This is a genomic window from Mesorhizobium sp. B2-4-6, assembly GCF_006442775.1.
Lineage (GTDB): Bacteria > Pseudomonadota > Alphaproteobacteria > Rhizobiales > Rhizobiaceae > Mesorhizobium.
On sequence record NZ_VFVI01000028.1, the window covers coordinates 1 to 15,913 of the forward strand.

Consider the following 15,913-nt stretch of genomic DNA (forward strand, 5'->3'; position numbering starts at 1 on the left):
GATCGGGGGAGAGGTGGTTTGCGCAGCAAACCGGAGTGGGGGTCGACCCTGCCGCCAGCATCGCCGATATGGGAGGATCTGACCATGGCACGCGCAGTCACCACCCAGCACAAGACCATCGCCACGGCCGCGGCCTGGATCGTCGCCCTGCTGATCTTCTTTCCGATCCTTTATACGATCATCACCTCGTTCAAGTCCGAGCAGGAGGCGATCCAGGGCTTCGCCCTGATCCCGTCCGGGACCTTCGAGAGCTATTCGGAGGTCCAGCAGCAGAGCGGCTACTTCAAGTTCTTCTTCAATTCGGTGCTGCTGTCGGTCGGCTCGACCATCCTGGCGCTGCTGATCGCGGTCCCCGCGGCATGGTCGATGGCGTTCTCGCCGACCAAGCGCACCAAGGACATCCTGATGTGGATGCTGTCCACCAAGATGATGCCGGCCGTCGCGGTGCTGTTCCCGATCTACCTGATCTTCCGCGACACCGGCCTGCTCGACAGCCGCATCGGCCTGATGGTCATGCTGATGCTGATCAACCTGCCGATCGTGGTGTGGATGCTCTACACCTATTTCCGCGAGATCCCGGGCGAGATCCTGGAAGCGGCGCGCATGGACGGCGCCTCGCTGTGGAACGAGATCATCTATGTGCTGACGCCGATGGCCGTTCCCGGCATCGCCTCGACCATGCTCTTGAACATCATCCTGGCCTGGAACGAAGCGTTCTGGACCATCCGGCTCACCACCACCAATGCCGCGCCGCTGACCGCCTTCATCAGTTCCTTCTCCAGTCCGCAAGGCCTGTTCTGGGCAAAGCTTTCCGCGGCCTCGACGCTGGCCATCGCGCCGATCCTGATCATGGGCTGGTTCAGCCAGAAGCAGCTGGTGCGCGGCCTCACCTTTGGCGCCGTGAAGTAACAACGCCCAAGCGGCGGACGACGAAGACCATCCCCGGGAGGAAACCATGGGAAACATCGCGCTCAAGAACGTCTCCAAGTCCTTTGGGTCGACGGTGATCATTCCAGACATCGACCTCAACATCGAGGACGGCGAGTTCGTCGTGTTCGTCGGCCCATCGGGGTGCGGCAAGTCCACGCTGCTCAGGCTGATCGCCGGGCTCGAGGACACCAGCGGCGGCACCATCAGCATCGATGGCCGCGACGTCACCGGCGAGGCGCCGGCCAAGCGCAAGCTTGCCATGGTGTTCCAGTCCTACGCGCTCTATCCGCATATGACGGTCGCCAAGAACATCGCCTTCCCGCTGAAGATGGCCGGCGAGGACCAGGCGACCATCGACAAGAAGGTGAAGGACGCAGCCCGCGTGCTGAACCTCACCAACTATCTCGAGCGCCGCCCCGGCCAGTTGTCCGGCGGCCAGCGCCAGCGCGTCGCCATCGGCCGCGCCATCGTGCGCCAGCCTTCGGCCTTCCTGTTCGACGAGCCGCTGTCCAACCTCGACGCCGCACTGCGCGGCACCATGCGCCTGGAGATCAGCGAGCTGCACCATCAGCTCAAGACGACGATGATCTACGTCACCCACGACCAGGTCGAAGCCATGACCATGGCCGACAAGATCGTCGTGCTCAACGCCGGCAACATCGAACAGGTCGGCTCGCCGATGGAGCTCTACAAGACGCCGAAGAACCTCTTCGTCGCCGGCTTCATCGGCTCGCCGAAGATGAACCTGATCGAGGGCGCGCCGGCTGACAAATACGGCGCCAAGACCATCGGCATCCGGCCCGAGCATCTCAACATCTCGACCACCTCGGGCGACTGGAAGGCGACGGTCGGCGTCGCCGAGCATCTTGGCTCCGACACTTTCCTGCACGTCCATGCCAATGGTCTGGGGACGATCAATGTTCGCACTGACGGCGAGGTAGCGGTCAAATATGATGACACCGTCTATCTGACCCCGGACCCTAAGCGTATCCACCGCTTCGGCCCGGACGGTCGGGTGCTCTAGCTTCACAAGTGTACATTCAGGAACCGCCCGATAAGCGCCGATCAGGCACGAACAGGTAACAAGGAGAATCATATGCGACTGGCTGGAAAAACGGCATTGATCACCGGATCGGCGCGCGGCATCGGCAAGGCTTTCGCCGAAGCCTATGTGCGCGAAGGCGCCACGGTGGCGATTGCAGATATCAACCTCGAAGCCGCGCAGAAGACGGCTGCCGAGATTGGCGGCGGCACCTATGCGGTGAAGCTCGACGTCACGGATCAGGCATCCATCGAGGCCGCGGTAAAGGCGGTGGAGGACAAGGCCGGCGGCCTCGACATTCTGATCAACAACGCCGCCTTGTTCGATTTGGCGCCGATCGTCGAGATTTCCCGGGCGAGCTACGAAAAACTGTTCTCGGTCAATGTCGCCGGCACGCTGTTCATGCTGCAGGCGGCCGCTCGCTCGATGATCGCGCGGGGCAAGGGCGGCAAGATCATCAACATGGCGAGCCAGGCCGGCCGTCGCGGCGAGCCGTTGGTCGCCATCTATTGCGCCACCAAGGCCGCCGTCATTTCGCTTACCCAGTCGGCGGGACTCGACCTGATCAAGCATCGCATCAACGTCAACGCCATCGCCCCGGGTGTCGTTGACGGCGAGCACTGGGATCACGTCGACGCGCTGTTCGCGAAATACGAGAACCGCCCACTCGGCGAGAAGAGGAAGATCGTTGGCGAAGGCGTCCCATTGGGACGGATGGGCAAGGCAGAAGACTTGACGGGCATGGCCGTGTTTCTGGCCAGCGACGAGGCCGAATACATTGTCGCCCAGACCTACAATGTCGATGGCGGCCAGTGGATGAGTTGACCGATATGACGAATGCCAATGTCGACGAGGCCTAAAATGAAAGCGATCGTTTTCCACGACAGAGGCATCGTGCAGGAGACGGAGGTCCCGGTTCCGGTCCTAAGGCCTGGGCATGCAATGGTCAGAGTCCAGGCTGCCGGTCTTTGCCATACGGACATTGAGGTTCTGCACGGCCGTTATGGAAAGGGCGTGTTTCCCCTCGTTCCAGGGCATGAATACGCTGGTGTTGTAGAATTGGTCGCTGACGACGTTAGCGGCATTCGGCCGGGGGACCGAGTCGTCATTGACCCAAATATTACTTGTGGTCAGTGTCCGCAGTGTCGCAAAGGCCTCACAAATCTTTGCGCTCATCTCAAGGCTTACGGGGTCACGGAGAACGGAGGTTTTGCGCAGTTCAGTGTTGTCGATGCGAGGCACCTACATCATATCGGGCAGCTACCTTTCGATCTGGCGGCTCTTGCCGAACCTCTCGCCTGCGTCATGAACGGTCTGGGCGCAGCTGGGATCCTCGGCCAATCGGGATTGCCGCAAAGTGCACTGGTGATCGGTGCCGGACCGATAGGCCTTTTATTAGCCAATTCACTAAGAACCATTGGCGTGGCGCGTGTAGCCGTTGCAGATCGTAACGACAACCGCCTGGCTATGGTGCAGGCTTTTGGTTTCGAGGCTTTTGCTGCCGGATCCGATGCGCTGCGACAGGAACAGCAAGCCTTTGATTTCGTGGCGGACGCCACTGGGGTCGTGGCGGTCGTTGAGGGCATGATCCAATATGTTGCGGACGGTGGTGCCGCGCTGATATTCGGCGTCTGCCCACCGGACTCCAGGGCATCATTCGCGCCTTTTGAGCTATTCAGGCGCCAGATCCGGCTCGCTGGGTCGCACTCGCTAAACCGAAACATTCCTCAGGCGTTGGATCTCCTTACTCGTGATCTGACGATATCCAAGCTCGTCACGCACCGGTTGCCACTTGCAGAAATGGTGCCATTCTTCACCAAGGGCGGCGATCCAACCACGATGAAGGTTCAGTTCGTCGCGGCCGCGGCGGGTTAGCGATATTGACAAATCGTACGATTGTTTACATTCGGCGTGTTTTTAAGTCACAGACCCAGTGACTGTACGGCCGAAAGAAACGCGATATGCGTAAGCGCATCAAGACGATGGAGGAGTTTTCTGAATTCGTAGGCCTGTCGCGACCGACGGTCTCCAAATATTTCAACGATCCAACTTCGGTCCGTCCGTCAACGCGCATAGCGATCGAAGCTGCATTGCGCCAGTCAGGTTTCCGCCCCAGCATTTTGGCAGTCAATCTCAATCGCCGCCGCAGCAACATGCTGGGTTTGATTGTGCCGGATCCGACCGATCCATTCTATATGGGATTAACCAGCAGGATCGAAGTGATCGCGCGGGATGCGGGCTTTCTGTCGTTTGTGCTTTCCTCGGACGGTAAGGCCGACATGGAAGAGGAGGCGCTCCTGACATTCAAATCCATGAACATCGCAGGGGTGATTATTGCCCCATTGGGAGCGAGCTCGCGCCAATCCAATCTGATGGAAGTCGTTAAAAGCATGCCCGTGGTCTTTGTTGATTCGGCGTTGAACGACACCTCCTCCTTCGTCGGAACCAACAATTCCCAGAGCGTGGGTCTAATTGTCGACTACCTCTGCCGGTCAGGGCCCCCGCCCTGTTTTTTTGGTATGCCCACAGTCAACAACAACGCCTTCGAAAGACAGCAGGCGTATGTCGACGCCATGCGGCGTCACGGAGCGGCACCAATGGTGATCGATCTTACGCCGAGCGATTCCTGGCACTTTGAGAAGTTCGCCTTTGACGAAACAATGCGCATTCTGAAAGGCGGCCGGCGCTTTCCCAGTAAAACGGTTCTGTGCGCAAACGATAGAATCGCGTTCGGCCTGATAGGCGCCGCCTATCAAATGGGGCTGTCGGTGGGGCATCAAGCAAACTGTGACTTGAGAGTGGCAGGCCATGATGACCACCTGCTCGCCCGCTATACCTGCCCTCCCCTGACCACAGTTTCTCAAGACGTCGATTTGATCAGCCGGACGGCCCTTGAAATCCTGATGAAGCGTCTCGGTGGCGATATGGGTGCCCATTCTGCCGAGGGCGAACGGATCTTTCTGAATGCGGAGATCATGCTGCGCGGCTCAGCCTGACTGCGTGCGTCCGACCCGCGGTCGCATGGCACCGTGGATTGCGGAATCGGGACCGCAAGCGAGGCATTCGACCTTTGATGTCCCCCGGCTGTGGCCGACAAGATTAGACCTTTGCAGTTGGTGATGACGCGTGGTTGTAACTGCGCACAACGTTGCGCACCGCTTCCACCATCAGCGCTTTTGGAGTCGCTTTCACCTTGCCCGCCGCAACGGCGGGGTAGAGCGGGCCGAGATACTGGCTGATCAGCGTCTCGGGGATTGCGCGTCCGTCCAGCCGCTGCAGCAGGGCGTCGACCGCAGTGGATGCCTGCGGATGGGGCCAGTAATAGCGGATGCGATCGCTGTAGGAGAAATGGCGCTGCAGGCGCAGTTCCTGGGCGTCGCCATGATAGTATTTCTCCCAGTTCTTGGGCTCGGCCAGCAACAGCCGTTCCATCTTGCCGCGCAGAGTTTCCTCCTCCGGCAGGCGGTCCAGGAAGGCGGCGATCTGGTCGAGGCCATAGAGCGCCTCGCGCAGCGCGAAGGTCAGGCCGGGACCGACCTTGAGGATAGCGAAGCCGTCGCGAACCAGAGCCGAAAGCGCCTCTTGCGGCTGATAGTCGGTCGAATGCGCCTCGAAGATGAATTGCGGCATCTGCTTAAGGACGCCGCGCAAGGCGACAGCCTTGGAACCGTCGTAGACGACGACATTCTCGTTGCCGAATTCGACGCCTGGCTGCACCACCGCGCCGATGGCGCGGGAGAAGGCATCCTGTAGCCCGAGCGCGGCGAAGGCCCTGCGGTGAACCTCGATGGTTTCGAGCGCGGCTTCCGGCTTGGTGAGTTCCAGGTGATCGAGCGCCTCCATCGCCCCACCGGGGATCGGGACCTCGGTGCCGACGATGTAGACCGGCAGGTCGTAGCCGGCCTCGGCCGCCGCCCTTTCAGCAACCTTCGCCAGGCGGGCGGCGCGCGCGGCGGTCAGGGCGTCTGGGAGCGCCACCGGCTCACCCGCGCAACCCATCGACGTGTCGAGATGGATTTTCGTAAAGCCGGCACGCACAAAGACATCCATCATGGTTTCGGCGCGCTGCATCGCTTCCTCGGACGGCAGGTGCTTCCACGGATTGGGACCAAGGTGATCGCCTCCCAGGATCAGGCGCCCGGTGTCGAATCCCAGCCGAGCGGCAATGGCCTCGACGAAACGGCGAAAGTCGGCGGGCGTCATGCCGGTATAACCGCCTTCCTGGTTGACCTGATTGCAGGTGGCTTCGATCAGCACCGGTGAGCCGGTCGCGATTCCCTCCAGGAGAGCGGCCTCCACGACGAGCGGATGGGCGGAACAGATCGAGGTGATGCCGCAGCGCTGCCCGCTCGCGTGGCGTGCGGGCAGCCCGCTCAGGATGTCGGTGCTCATGCCGGAACTCCATGCTTGTTCAGAAACGCTTCGATCTCGCCCATGGTGGACGTGCCTTCCATCGGCCCCTTGACACTTACCGCCCGCGCGCCGGTGGCGTTGGCGACGATCAATGCCTTGCGCGGTTCCATGCCGCGCAGCCAGCACGTCACAAAGGCCGCGCCAAAACTGTCGCCGGCGCCGGTCGGGTCGACTTCCTGGACCTTGAATGCCGGAACGAAGGTTTCGCCGGACCTGTCGAAATAGCTGGCGCCCTGCGCGCCACGCTTGACCAACACGGCCTTGATGCCGCGGTCGAGCAGGTCAGCGACCGCGGCCTTCTCGTCGGCCGCTTTGGTAAAAAGGAAGATCTCCTGGCCGCTCGGCATGAACAGGTCGGTATTATCGAGCGCATGGGCGAGCGCTTCGCGCATCCCTGGCAGTTCCAGCATTTCCTTGCGGATGTTGGGGTCGAAGGAAACCGTGCCGCCCCTGGCCTTGATGCGCGCGGTGGCCTCGAAGATGGCGGTCACGATGCCGTCGAAGAACAGCGCCGAGCCCATGATATGCAGGTGGTCGGCGCCGTCGATGAGCCTTTCCGCCTCCGGCGTGAGGCCGATGGCGCTGCAGGCGCTGTGGCGGATGTTGTAGATGAAGTCGCGATTGCCGTCCGGCCGGTAGCGCACGAAAGCGCTGCCGGTGGCCGCGGTTGCATGGATGCCGATGGCCGAGACATCGACGCCGTCACGGCGCAAACGCTCGACGTTGAGCGTGCCGAAATCATCCTTGCCGACAGCGCTGACGATGCCGCAGGGCTGGCCGAGCTTCGCCGCCTGATCGATGAAGATCGCCGGCGCGCCGGACGCGAAGGGACCGACGAGTTGAATCGGAGCGGTGAAGCCAAGGCCCGGCTCGACGGCCATGATCTCGACGAGGATTTCGCCTATGGTGATGATCTTCTTCATGTTTCACCCGATCACGTTCTGACGGACTTGCTGCGCACATCGAGCCAGACGGCGACGAGAATGACAATGCCCTTGACGATCAGTTGGAAGAAGTAAGGCACCGACAACATGTTCATACCGTTGTTGATGACCCCGATGATGAGAGCGCCGAGAATGGTGCCGATCATCGTGCCGACGCCGCCGGCAAGCGAGGTGCCGCCCAGGACCACGGCGGCGATGGCGTCGAGTTCGTAGCCCATGCCGGCATTCGTCTGAGCCGAAGACAGACGCGAGGAGAGCAGTATGCCGCTGATCGCGGCCATGACGCCCGAGATCATGAAGACGATGATCTTGACGCGGTCGACGCGGATGCCGGAATAGATCGCCGCTTCTCTGTTGCCGCCGGTCAGGTAGATCTGCCGCCCGAAGATCGACTTGGACAGCACGACGTGGTTGATCACGAACAGCACGGCCATGATCCAGATGATGATCGGTATGCCCAGCCAGCTGTCGGCGCCGATCGAGAGCCACGCCTCGTTGTCGATCATCGCCGGGGCGCCATTGGTCGGCAGGCTGACCGCGCCGCGGTAGATGCCCATCGTGGCTACCGTCACGATAAAGGAGGGTAGCATCAGCTTGGCCGACAACGCGCCGTTGAGCCCGCCCATCAGCGCGCCGGCAGCCAAGGTCAAAAGCACCGTCGGCAGGAAGCCGAAGCCCATGCTGAAGGCTTGCGCGGCCACCATGCCGGCGACGGCGATGATGGAGCCGATGGACAGGTCGATGTCGCCCAGCAGGATGACATAGGTCATGCCGTAGGCTGCAACCGCGATCACGGCCACCTGCTGCACGATGTTCATGAAATTGTTGAAGGCCAGGAAGCGCGGGTTAAGCACCGAGAACACGATGCAGAGCACGGCCAGAGAAATGATGATGCCGCCATATTGGCGCACCATCGGCGACCTGAGAAACGAGCGGCGGACCTCTGCGTCCGCGGCCTTCTTATGGATGTCTTGGACGTTGCTCATGCGTGCATCCCCGCTGCATAGTTCATGACGGTTTCCGGTGTGAGGCCATCGGCTTCGAGCACGGCGGCCAGTTGCTTGTTGTGCATCACCACGACGCGATCGCTGAGGCCCAGAACTTCAGGAAGCTCGGAGGAAACCATCAGGATCGCGGCACCGTTGGCGGCAAGCTCGCGGATGATGCGGTAGATCTCGAATTTGGCGCCGACATCGACGCCGCGGGTCGGCTCGTCCAGGATCAGCACCCGCGGCTTGATCAGGAGCCATTTGGCCAGCACGATCTTCTGCTGGTTGCCACCGCTCAGCGAGCCGGCAATGGTGTCGATCGATGCGGTCTTGATGGACAGGCGTCGCACCTCGCTTTTGGCGGCTTCACGCTCCGCCGAAGCGCGCATCAGGCCGAGAGGCCCCGCAAGCTGGCCCAGCGCGACCATGTTGATGTTGCGCTCCACGCTGTGAGGCAACACCAAGCCTTCTTCCTTGCGGTTCTCGGTCACGAAGGCGATGCCGTTGCGGATCGCCTGCGAGGGCGAGGCGAGTGTGAGCGGTTTGCCGTCGAGGATGATTTCGCCCTGCGGCTGGTACATGCCGAACAGGGCTTTCATGACATCGGAGCGGCCCGAACCGACGAGGCCGAACAGACCGACGACTTCGCCGGGTTTGACGTCTATCGAGACATCCCGAAACTTGCCCGGAACGGTGAGGTTCCTGGTCGCCAGCATCGGAGGCGTTTCAGCAGGGGGACGCGGCGCCTGGCGCGGTGGGTAGATGTTGTTCATCTCGCGTCCCACCATCAGGGCGATCAGCCGGTCGATGCTGGTCCGGCCTTTTTCGGTAGTGGTGACATACTCGCCGTCGCGCACGACGGTGATGTCGTCGGATAGCCGCATGATCTCTTCCATGCGGTGCGAGATGTAGATGACCGCCTTGCCCCGCGCCTTCAGCCTGTCGATGATCGTGAACAGTATCTCGGCCTCGCTGTCCGAAAGCGATGAAGTCGGTTCATCGAGAATGATCACGTCGGCGGGCAGGCTGAGGCCCTTGGCGATCTCCACAAGCTGGCGCTGGGCGATGGAAAGGTCGCCGAGCTTGGCCCGGACGTCGACCGGCAGGCCGAGCTCGCGAATGAGTTGTTGGGCAGCCGCATTCAACTCGCGCTCCCGGATGAAGCCGAAATGGCTCGGCTCGTGGCTGGCGAAGATATTCTCCGCCACCGACAGGTTGCGGCATAGACTGAGTTCCTGGAAGACAATGGAAATGCCGTGCGCGCGGGCGTCGCGCGGGTTTTGCGGCACATAGGGTTTTCCGTTCAGGACGATGCTGCCTGACGTAGGCTTGAAGACACCGGCAAGGATCTTCATCAGGGTGGACTTGCCGGCGCCGTTTTCACCAAGCAGCGTGTGCACGCGCCCGCGCCGCACGGTCAGGTTCATACGCTTGAGCGCCACGATGGGGCCGAACGATTTCGCGATATCGCGAATTTCGAGCACCGTGTCGGTGGCGCTCGACCCGTTGGTATCGGGATTTGGGTTGTTGACTGTCACGAGTTGCTCCTCCACTGCCTTGCGGCTCGCCCGCCGGTGACATGGCGAGCGAACCACTTTTCCTTTCTCCAGGCGCGATGGTGCCGGCAATCCGACCGCACCATCGAGTGGAGAGGTAACGGCGACACCTCCCAGCCGCCGTCGTCGAACTGGCTACTTGGTTTCACCGTCCTTGGTGACGACGCCCGGAACGATCGGCTGCTTGGCCGGAACGGTCTCGCCCTTGATCACCTTGGCGGCGGTCTCGACCGCCACCTTGCCCATCTCGTCCGGATACTGGGCGATGACGCCTACCATCACCGGGTCGTTCTTCACGGCGTTGCGGGCCTCTTCCATGCCGTCAAAGCCGATCACCTTGACCTGGGCCTCGAGCTTGGCCGCCTTGACGGCAGCCGCCGCGGCGAGGGCCGCATCGTCGCCGAAGCCGAAGATGCCGACGATGTCGGGATTGGCCTGCAGCATGTTCTGCGCGGCGGCCAGCGCTTCCGGACGGGTGATGCCCGGCTGGATCGCGACGATCTTGACGTCAGGGTGCTTCTCGAGGCCCTTCTTGAAGCCCTCGACGCGGTCCACTACCGATTGGACCGTCGGATAGTCGATGATGGCGACGTTGCCCTTGTCGCCAATGGACTTCGCCATCAGCTCGGCCGCCTTTTCGCCGCCGGCGAAATTGTCGGTGCCAACGAAAGAGGTCACTTCCGCGGCATTGGCCGGAATGTCCACGGTGATGACCTTGATGCCTGCCTTCTCGGCCTTGGTGATGGCCGCGCGTACGCCTTTGCTGTCCACCGGGGAGATGATGATGACGCTGACGCCCTTGGTGATGAAGTCCTCGACGTCAGCAAGCTGCTTGCTGAGATCCTGATTGGCGATGGCGATTTCAAGCGGCACCTTCTCCACATCGGCCTCCTTCTTCATCGCGTTGGCGAGTGAAATGTAGAACGGGTGCTGCTGGGTCAGAAGCGAGGCACCGATGCCTTCAGCGGAAGCGACGCCCGCCATCATGGCGAGAGCGGTTCCGGACAGAAAAATGCGGCCGAGCGTTTTACGAAACATGATTTCCTCCGAATGGAGCCGGTGCTGGCCGGCTCGTTGCTGATCTGAACACGAACGATGCGTTCCCGCCCGCTTGCCGCTGCCAGGCGGCAACTCCCGAGGCAAGATTCAGCCCGAAACCCGGGCTGCGGTTTACATGTCATATTTTTCTTCTACGTGTCAATTTATTTTTTTACACGTGATAATAAATATACCGATGAGCGGTCGAGTAATTGCACGGCGCCTGCCGTTCTCGCTCTGCCATGAGCGGAAAGGATCACTCGCTAACCGCTTTTATGGGTTGTCTCGGTAAAAAAATAAATTTACGCATGGAAAAATCCTGTTTCGCCCTTCACGGGCGTCTCAAGCGCGGGAAGTCGAACATGAGCGAACCGAAGATCAGGACCATGGAAGAGTTTGCGACCGCCAGTGGGCTGTCTCGGCCGACGGTCTCGAAATATTTCGACAATCCCGACAGCGTGAAGCCGTCGACCCGGGCGCGTATCGAAAAGGCGCTGAAGGATTACGACTACCAGCCCAACATCTTCGCTGTCAGCATGAACCGGAAGCAGCCGAAGAATATTGGCGTCATCGTTCCCCACATTTCCGATCCATTCTACGCGGAGGTCGTTCGTCAGATCGAAATGCGCTGCCTTGCCGAAGGGTACTGGGCGATCGTTCTGTCCTCACATGGGGAACGCAAACTGGAAGCCCGCGCGATGCGCACGCTGATGTCGCTCAATATTGCTGGTGTGCTTATGGCGCCGCTGGGTTTCGAGACGGACGCGACCCTGTTGGCCAGCCTCGTGAAAGCGATGCCGATGGTGTTCCTCGACAACCGCGTCAATGTTGATCAACCATTCGTGGGAACCGACAACCGACAGAGCATCGGCAATATTACCGAGTATCTATGCCGCACCGGGGAGCATCCCTGTTTCCTGGAGATGCCGGCGGTCAACCAGAACGCGCTGGAGCGCCGCGCGTCTTACATCGCGACCATGGAGCGCCTCAATCTCGAGCCCATCGTGTTGCCGATCCAGGCCAAGGGCTGGGAGTTCGAGGAACTCGGCTACCGGGAAGCTTGCCGCGTTCTCGACAATGGCGGCTTCCCGACCAGGACTGTTCTGTGCGCCAATGACCGGCTTGCCTTCGGCGTCATCGCCGCCGCCTTCGAGCGCAAGCAGCCAGTCGGACGGGAGGGGGATGGCGAATTGCGCGTTGCGGGTCACGACGACCACCCGCTGAGCCGCTTCACATGTCCGCCACTGACGACGGTGGCGCAGGACTATCGCGGCATCGCCGCCGCCGGTGTGGACATGCTTTTCGCGCGGATCGGGGATGGCCCTCAAGCGCTTGATGGCGGATCGGAAGTCAAACGGCTCGAAGCCAAGTTGATCATGCGCGGTTCCGCATAGATCTCCAATCGGAGGTCGAACGACAACGATGCCGTCAGAAGAGGGCTGCGCCCCCGCTCTGGTGAGCCCAGATCACCATCTTCGCACTGAGGCGTGGTTGTATTTCGCCAATACCTGGTCGATCGGTTTATTTCTGCTCTCCATGAATGGGATTCTTCGACTTGATCGAGCTGATGGCGGGTGAGGCCCGGTGCGCTGCGCAGTCGGCGTTGCCGATCTGGCAATCGAAGGCATGCGCGTGAAAGTAACCGCGCTGGCAGCAAAGCACAGTTGACTGCCGTGCCTTTGTGGGGCGGGTCGCGCAGCGTGTCGCGGCCGAAGGGTGACCGAGCTTTCGTGGTGACGTAGGTTTACGGCGCGCACCAGGCTGCGGGCTACGTGGAACCGACGCCGGCGAGCGCACGATGCCGACTTGGTCGCGGCCGACCTCCTTGTCGAAGAAGGGGCATCCCTCACCATGGTACAATTGATCAGTACGCGAAGCCGCCGATGGTCATTCCCCCGTCGACAATCAGCATCTGGCCGAAAACATAACTTGCGGCGCCTGAGCAGAGCCAAACGGCGGCTTCCGCGATTTCGGTCGGCTTACCGCCTCGTTTGGCCGGAATGGCGTTCGTCGTCTGTGCCGCAAAGGATGGATTTTGGGCGCTCGCCGTTACGACCATTGGGGTTTCGGTCCACCCCGGCGCCAGGGCATTCACTCGAATCCCATGTGCGGCATTCTCCATCGCGGCGACCCGCGTCAGCCCATGAATGCCATGTTTCGACGCTGCGTAGGCACACATCCCGCCCGGGCCAGTCAGTGCCGCGACGGAGGCCGTGTTGCAGATCACACCGCCGCCGCTGCGCTTTAGAAGCGGAAGCTCATGCTTCATGCAGAGAAAGACGCTGCGCAGGTTGGTGCACAAAACTCTGTCGAAATCATCCGTGGGATAGTCTTCGATCCGATGCGCGCCGCCGGTGATCCCAGCGTTGTTGAAGGCGGCGTCTAGCCGACCCGCGTCGGCGGCGATGCGCGAGAGAAATATCGCGACGTCCTCCTCCGACGAAACGTCGACCCGGGCGACCTGCACTTTACCGCCCGCCTTTTCGACGAGAGCCCGGGTCTCCGCGAGGCCCTGCTCATTGGTGTCCGCGCCGAAGACAAGGGCGCCGCGAGCGGCGAACGCCAAAGCGGCCTCCCGACCTATCCCCGACCCGGCACCAGTGACCAAAACCACCTTGCCATCGAAATCATTCAACATGACATGCTCCTGCCGGAAGCTTCACTCTCGCGGCAATGGCTTCACCGTTGCTGCCGGTTGCGTTATTCGGTGCGCGGCCAGATCAGGCCAGCTTGATCAGGTCCTGAGCCACCAGGGTGCCGCCAAACTGCTGCAGATGGCTGGCTTGCCGCAGGGTGCCGAGGTCAAGCGCCGCATAGCCGAGTCGCTCGATGAGAGCGGCAACTTGGGACCTGGCGCCGCCGTCATCGCCAGACAACACCACAACACGTCGTCCGCCCGCCTGCGCTGGGGGCGCTTCCAGTTTTGCGGCCGGGACTGTATTGAAGGCCTTCACGATGCGGGCGCCGGGAAACGCCTCCGCAACGACCTCGGTTGAGAGCCGGCCGCCCAGGTCGGCAGGTTTGAACGACGGAAAGTCGATCGCGTTGCTCGCGTCGATCACCAGGCGGTTGTTCCAATTTGCACCAGCGGCATCCGCGTTCTCGACGAACGCACGAATGGCACCAAAGGGAATCGCAAGGAACACCACGTCCGCATGGGCCGCGTCACCGGTGGCGGCAGGCCTGATGTTGGGACCGAGCGCGTAGACCATGTCTGTGAGCGACGACGGTCCTCGACTATTGGCGACCATTACATCGATGCCTTGGCGCGCGAACTGCGTTGCGATGGCATGGCCGATGGCGCCAGATCCGATTATCGCACAAGTCATTTGCTCGGTCCCTCAAACGTCGGTTGGGTGGTCTGTTGCGTAGGCTAGCGCTACTGACCTAGGGTACGAAACTTGTAAAATTTCGAGTCTTCCGTTCGAGGAAATCGGTATGTCTGATCCCGGCACGCCAACGTTCGATCAGTTGCGAGTGTTTCTAACAGTGATCGATGTTGGAAGTTTCGCGGGCGCGGCGCGCCAACTCAACCGGGCCACTTCGGTTATCAGCTACACGATCACCAATCTGGAAGCGCAGCTTGGCGTCACGCTGTTCGAAAGGGATTCCACCCGCCGGCCCCGCCTCACCGACGAAGGCAGAGCGCTGCTTTCGGAAGCGCGCAATGTCGCCCTGGGCTTCAATCGATTGCGTGCGAAGGCCAAGGGTCTTCATCAAGGCCTCGAACCGGAGGTCCACGTCGCCCTTGACGTGATGCTGCCGGCGTCGCGCATCGTAGCGGCGCTCAAGAGTTTCCGCGACGAATTTCCCACCGTCCCGCTCAAGCTGAGGGCGGAAGCATTGGGCGCCGTGACGCAGCTCGTCCTTGATCGCACATCGATGATTGGCGTTCGTGGGCCGCCCGATGTGGAAATCGACGGACTGGAGCGGATTGGCGTCGGAAGTGTTCATCTGGTTCCAGTCGCCGCACCCGACCATCCCCTGGCGTGCCAAGTAAATGGTCTCGGAGCTGGGCGGCATCATGTCCAGCTGGTCCTTACCGATCGGACCTCGCGCACTGCCGGTGAGGATTTGGGTGTCATGGGCACGCACACCTGGCGCGTCGCCGACCTGGCCACGAAGCACTTGCTGCTTCGGGAGGGTATTGGCTGGGGGACGATGCCGGAACCCATGATCCGCGAGGATCTCGCGTGCGGTAAGCTCGTTTTGCTGGACCTGCCGGACTTCAAAGGCGGTCACTATCGCTTCTTTGCGATCCACCGGACGGACATGCCTCCAGGCCCGGCTGCCTCTTTCCTGATCAACCAGTTCGAATGGCAATCCCACGGCATGAACGGTGGCACCTTTGCATCGACAGATACAGCCGCGCCCATTGTTGTCGATGCCTCCGGCCCTGGCGGCGCAGTAGAAATCGAAAGCCGGCTCATTCACGGGCGACTGAGGTCAAATTGAGCCATGAAACCAAGAACCGCGAGCTAGGGCGCTGGCCACTCCAGCGGTCTTAAAGAAGCATCGCGCTGCCGTGGCTATCCAAGGTCCCCTTTCTTCATCGGCACCGCCAAGCGATCGGCCTTTCACCGCGGCAACGGCCTCGCCGCGAGACCGATCCTCTTTCGCAGTGCGAGCCAACGGCAGGTCCGACGGTCCGCACGCCTCATGATCGCTTGTCGATCACATCGAACGTCGCGCTCGACCGTATCTGGCTGTTCGCATCAGGCAATTACGGTCAAATCTGACGCCGCACTAACCACATGTTCGACCATTTGAATTTGAAGATTGAACCATCATGCAGATGGGCGCAGGCCCGTCCGCGAAAGCGACAAAAGGAAATTACATGGCCGCTGCAGTATTCCCCAAGGTTGGTCTCGAGGCGATGTTGACGCCCGAAAATTGCTGCCTTGTGCTTATCGATCATCAGGCTTTCCAGGTTGCTGGGGTTCGGAATATCGACCCGCAGACCATGATCAACAACACGGTCGCCCTTGCGAAGATCGCCAA

The 15,913-nt window shown here is 61.1% G+C and carries 15 protein-coding genes and 1 pseudogene; 8 read left to right on the plus strand and 8 right to left on the minus strand.

What is annotated here, in order from left to right; all coding sequences use genetic code 11:
* The first annotated feature begins 84 nt into the window (after positions 1-84).
* The 5 genes from FJ957_RS31375 to FJ957_RS31395 all read left to right on the plus strand — a co-directional run bounded on the left by FJ957_RS31375 (position 85) and on the right by FJ957_RS31395 (position 4,968).
* Positions 85-909, plus strand: coding sequence for a carbohydrate ABC transporter permease (locus tag FJ957_RS31375; RefSeq protein WP_140646803.1), 825 nt, complete (start codon positions 85-87; stop codon positions 907-909).
* Between the two features lie 46 nt (positions 910-955).
* Positions 956-1,954, plus strand: a complete 999-nt coding sequence (locus FJ957_RS31380; protein WP_140837431.1) for an ABC transporter ATP-binding protein — start codon at positions 956-958, stop codon at positions 1,952-1,954.
* 72 nt (positions 1,955-2,026) lie between these two features.
* Positions 2,027-2,797 (plus strand): L-iditol 2-dehydrogenase, encoded by a 771-nt coding sequence (locus FJ957_RS31385; RefSeq protein WP_140837433.1) that lies wholly within the window; start codon positions 2,027-2,029, stop codon positions 2,795-2,797.
* A gap of 36 nt (positions 2,798-2,833) precedes the next feature.
* The gene (locus tag FJ957_RS31390; RefSeq protein ID WP_140837438.1) at positions 2,834-3,847 is read left to right on the plus strand and encodes a zinc-dependent alcohol dehydrogenase family protein; all 1,014 of its coding nucleotides are present in this window, start codon (positions 2,834-2,836) and stop codon (positions 3,845-3,847) included.
* Positions 3,848-3,933: 86 nt separating this feature from the next.
* Positions 3,934-4,968 carry a LacI family DNA-binding transcriptional regulator gene (locus tag FJ957_RS31395; protein ID WP_140837445.1) on the plus strand — a complete coding sequence of 345 codons (1,035 nt, stop codon included), beginning with the start codon at positions 3,934-3,936 and terminating at the stop codon, positions 4,966-4,968.
* Between the two features lie 103 nt (positions 4,969-5,071).
* Here FJ957_RS31395 and FJ957_RS31400 read toward each other — a convergent pair whose 3' ends face one another.
* The 5 genes from FJ957_RS31400 to FJ957_RS31420 form a co-directional block, all read right to left on the minus strand.
* Complete coding sequence (locus FJ957_RS31400) at positions 5,072-6,364, minus strand: D-tagatose-bisphosphate aldolase, class II, non-catalytic subunit (RefSeq protein WP_140837447.1); 1,293 nt, start codon at positions 6,362-6,364, stop codon at positions 5,072-5,074.
* Positions 6,361-7,308 carry a sugar kinase gene (locus tag FJ957_RS31405; RefSeq protein WP_140837449.1) on the minus strand — a complete coding sequence of 316 codons (948 nt, stop codon included), beginning with the start codon at positions 7,306-7,308 and terminating at the stop codon, positions 6,361-6,363. The genes FJ957_RS31400 and FJ957_RS31405 overlap by 4 nt, the downstream gene beginning before the upstream one ends.
* An 11-nt stretch (positions 7,309-7,319) precedes the next feature.
* The gene (locus FJ957_RS31410; RefSeq protein WP_140837451.1) at positions 7,320-8,315 is read right to left on the minus strand and encodes a ribose ABC transporter permease; all 996 of its coding nucleotides are present in this window, start codon (positions 8,313-8,315) and stop codon (positions 7,320-7,322) included.
* On the minus strand, positions 8,312-9,856 hold the full coding sequence (locus tag FJ957_RS31415) for a sugar ABC transporter ATP-binding protein (protein WP_140837453.1): 1,545 nt from the start codon (positions 9,854-9,856) through the stop codon (positions 8,312-8,314). The genes FJ957_RS31410 and FJ957_RS31415 overlap by 4 nt, the downstream gene beginning before the upstream one ends.
* Before the next feature lie 153 nt (positions 9,857-10,009).
* Complete coding sequence (locus tag FJ957_RS31420) at positions 10,010-10,912, minus strand: substrate-binding domain-containing protein (RefSeq protein WP_140837455.1); 903 nt, start codon at positions 10,910-10,912, stop codon at positions 10,010-10,012.
* A gap of 362 nt (positions 10,913-11,274) precedes the next feature.
* Here FJ957_RS31420 and FJ957_RS31425 point away from each other — a divergent pair, with 362 nt between their 5' ends.
* Both FJ957_RS31425 and FJ957_RS31430 read left to right on the plus strand, forming a co-directional pair.
* Entirely contained in the window at positions 11,275-12,306 is a 1,032-nt protein-coding gene (locus FJ957_RS31425) for a LacI family DNA-binding transcriptional regulator (protein WP_140837457.1), read from the plus strand.
* 187 nt (positions 12,307-12,493) lie between these two features.
* Positions 12,494-12,580 (plus strand): annotated as a pseudogene (locus tag FJ957_RS31430) (RidA family protein); the annotation flags it as partial.
* A 196-nt stretch (positions 12,581-12,776) separates the two neighbouring features.
* Here FJ957_RS31430 and FJ957_RS31435 read toward each other — a convergent pair.
* Complete coding sequence (locus FJ957_RS31435) at positions 12,777-13,550, minus strand: SDR family oxidoreductase (RefSeq protein ID WP_140837459.1); 774 nt, start codon at positions 13,548-13,550, stop codon at positions 12,777-12,779.
* A gap of 82 nt (positions 13,551-13,632) precedes the next feature.
* A complete protein-coding gene (locus tag FJ957_RS31440) occupies positions 13,633-14,241 on the minus strand; it encodes an NADPH-dependent F420 reductase (RefSeq protein WP_140837461.1) in 609 nt (202 codons plus the stop codon).
* Between the two features lie 109 nt (positions 14,242-14,350).
* On the opposite strand from FJ957_RS31440, the gene FJ957_RS31445 reads away from it, so the two are divergent.
* Positions 14,351-15,367 carry a LysR family transcriptional regulator gene (locus FJ957_RS31445; protein ID WP_140837463.1) on the plus strand — a complete coding sequence of 339 codons (1,017 nt, stop codon included), beginning with the start codon at positions 14,351-14,353 and terminating at the stop codon, positions 15,365-15,367.
* A gap of 274 nt (positions 15,368-15,641) precedes the next feature.
* On the opposite strand, the gene FJ957_RS32040 is transcribed toward FJ957_RS31445, so the two are convergent.
* The coding region (locus FJ957_RS32040; protein ID WP_181180784.1) for a hypothetical protein at positions 15,642-15,913 on the minus strand (272 nt) is incomplete at its 5' end.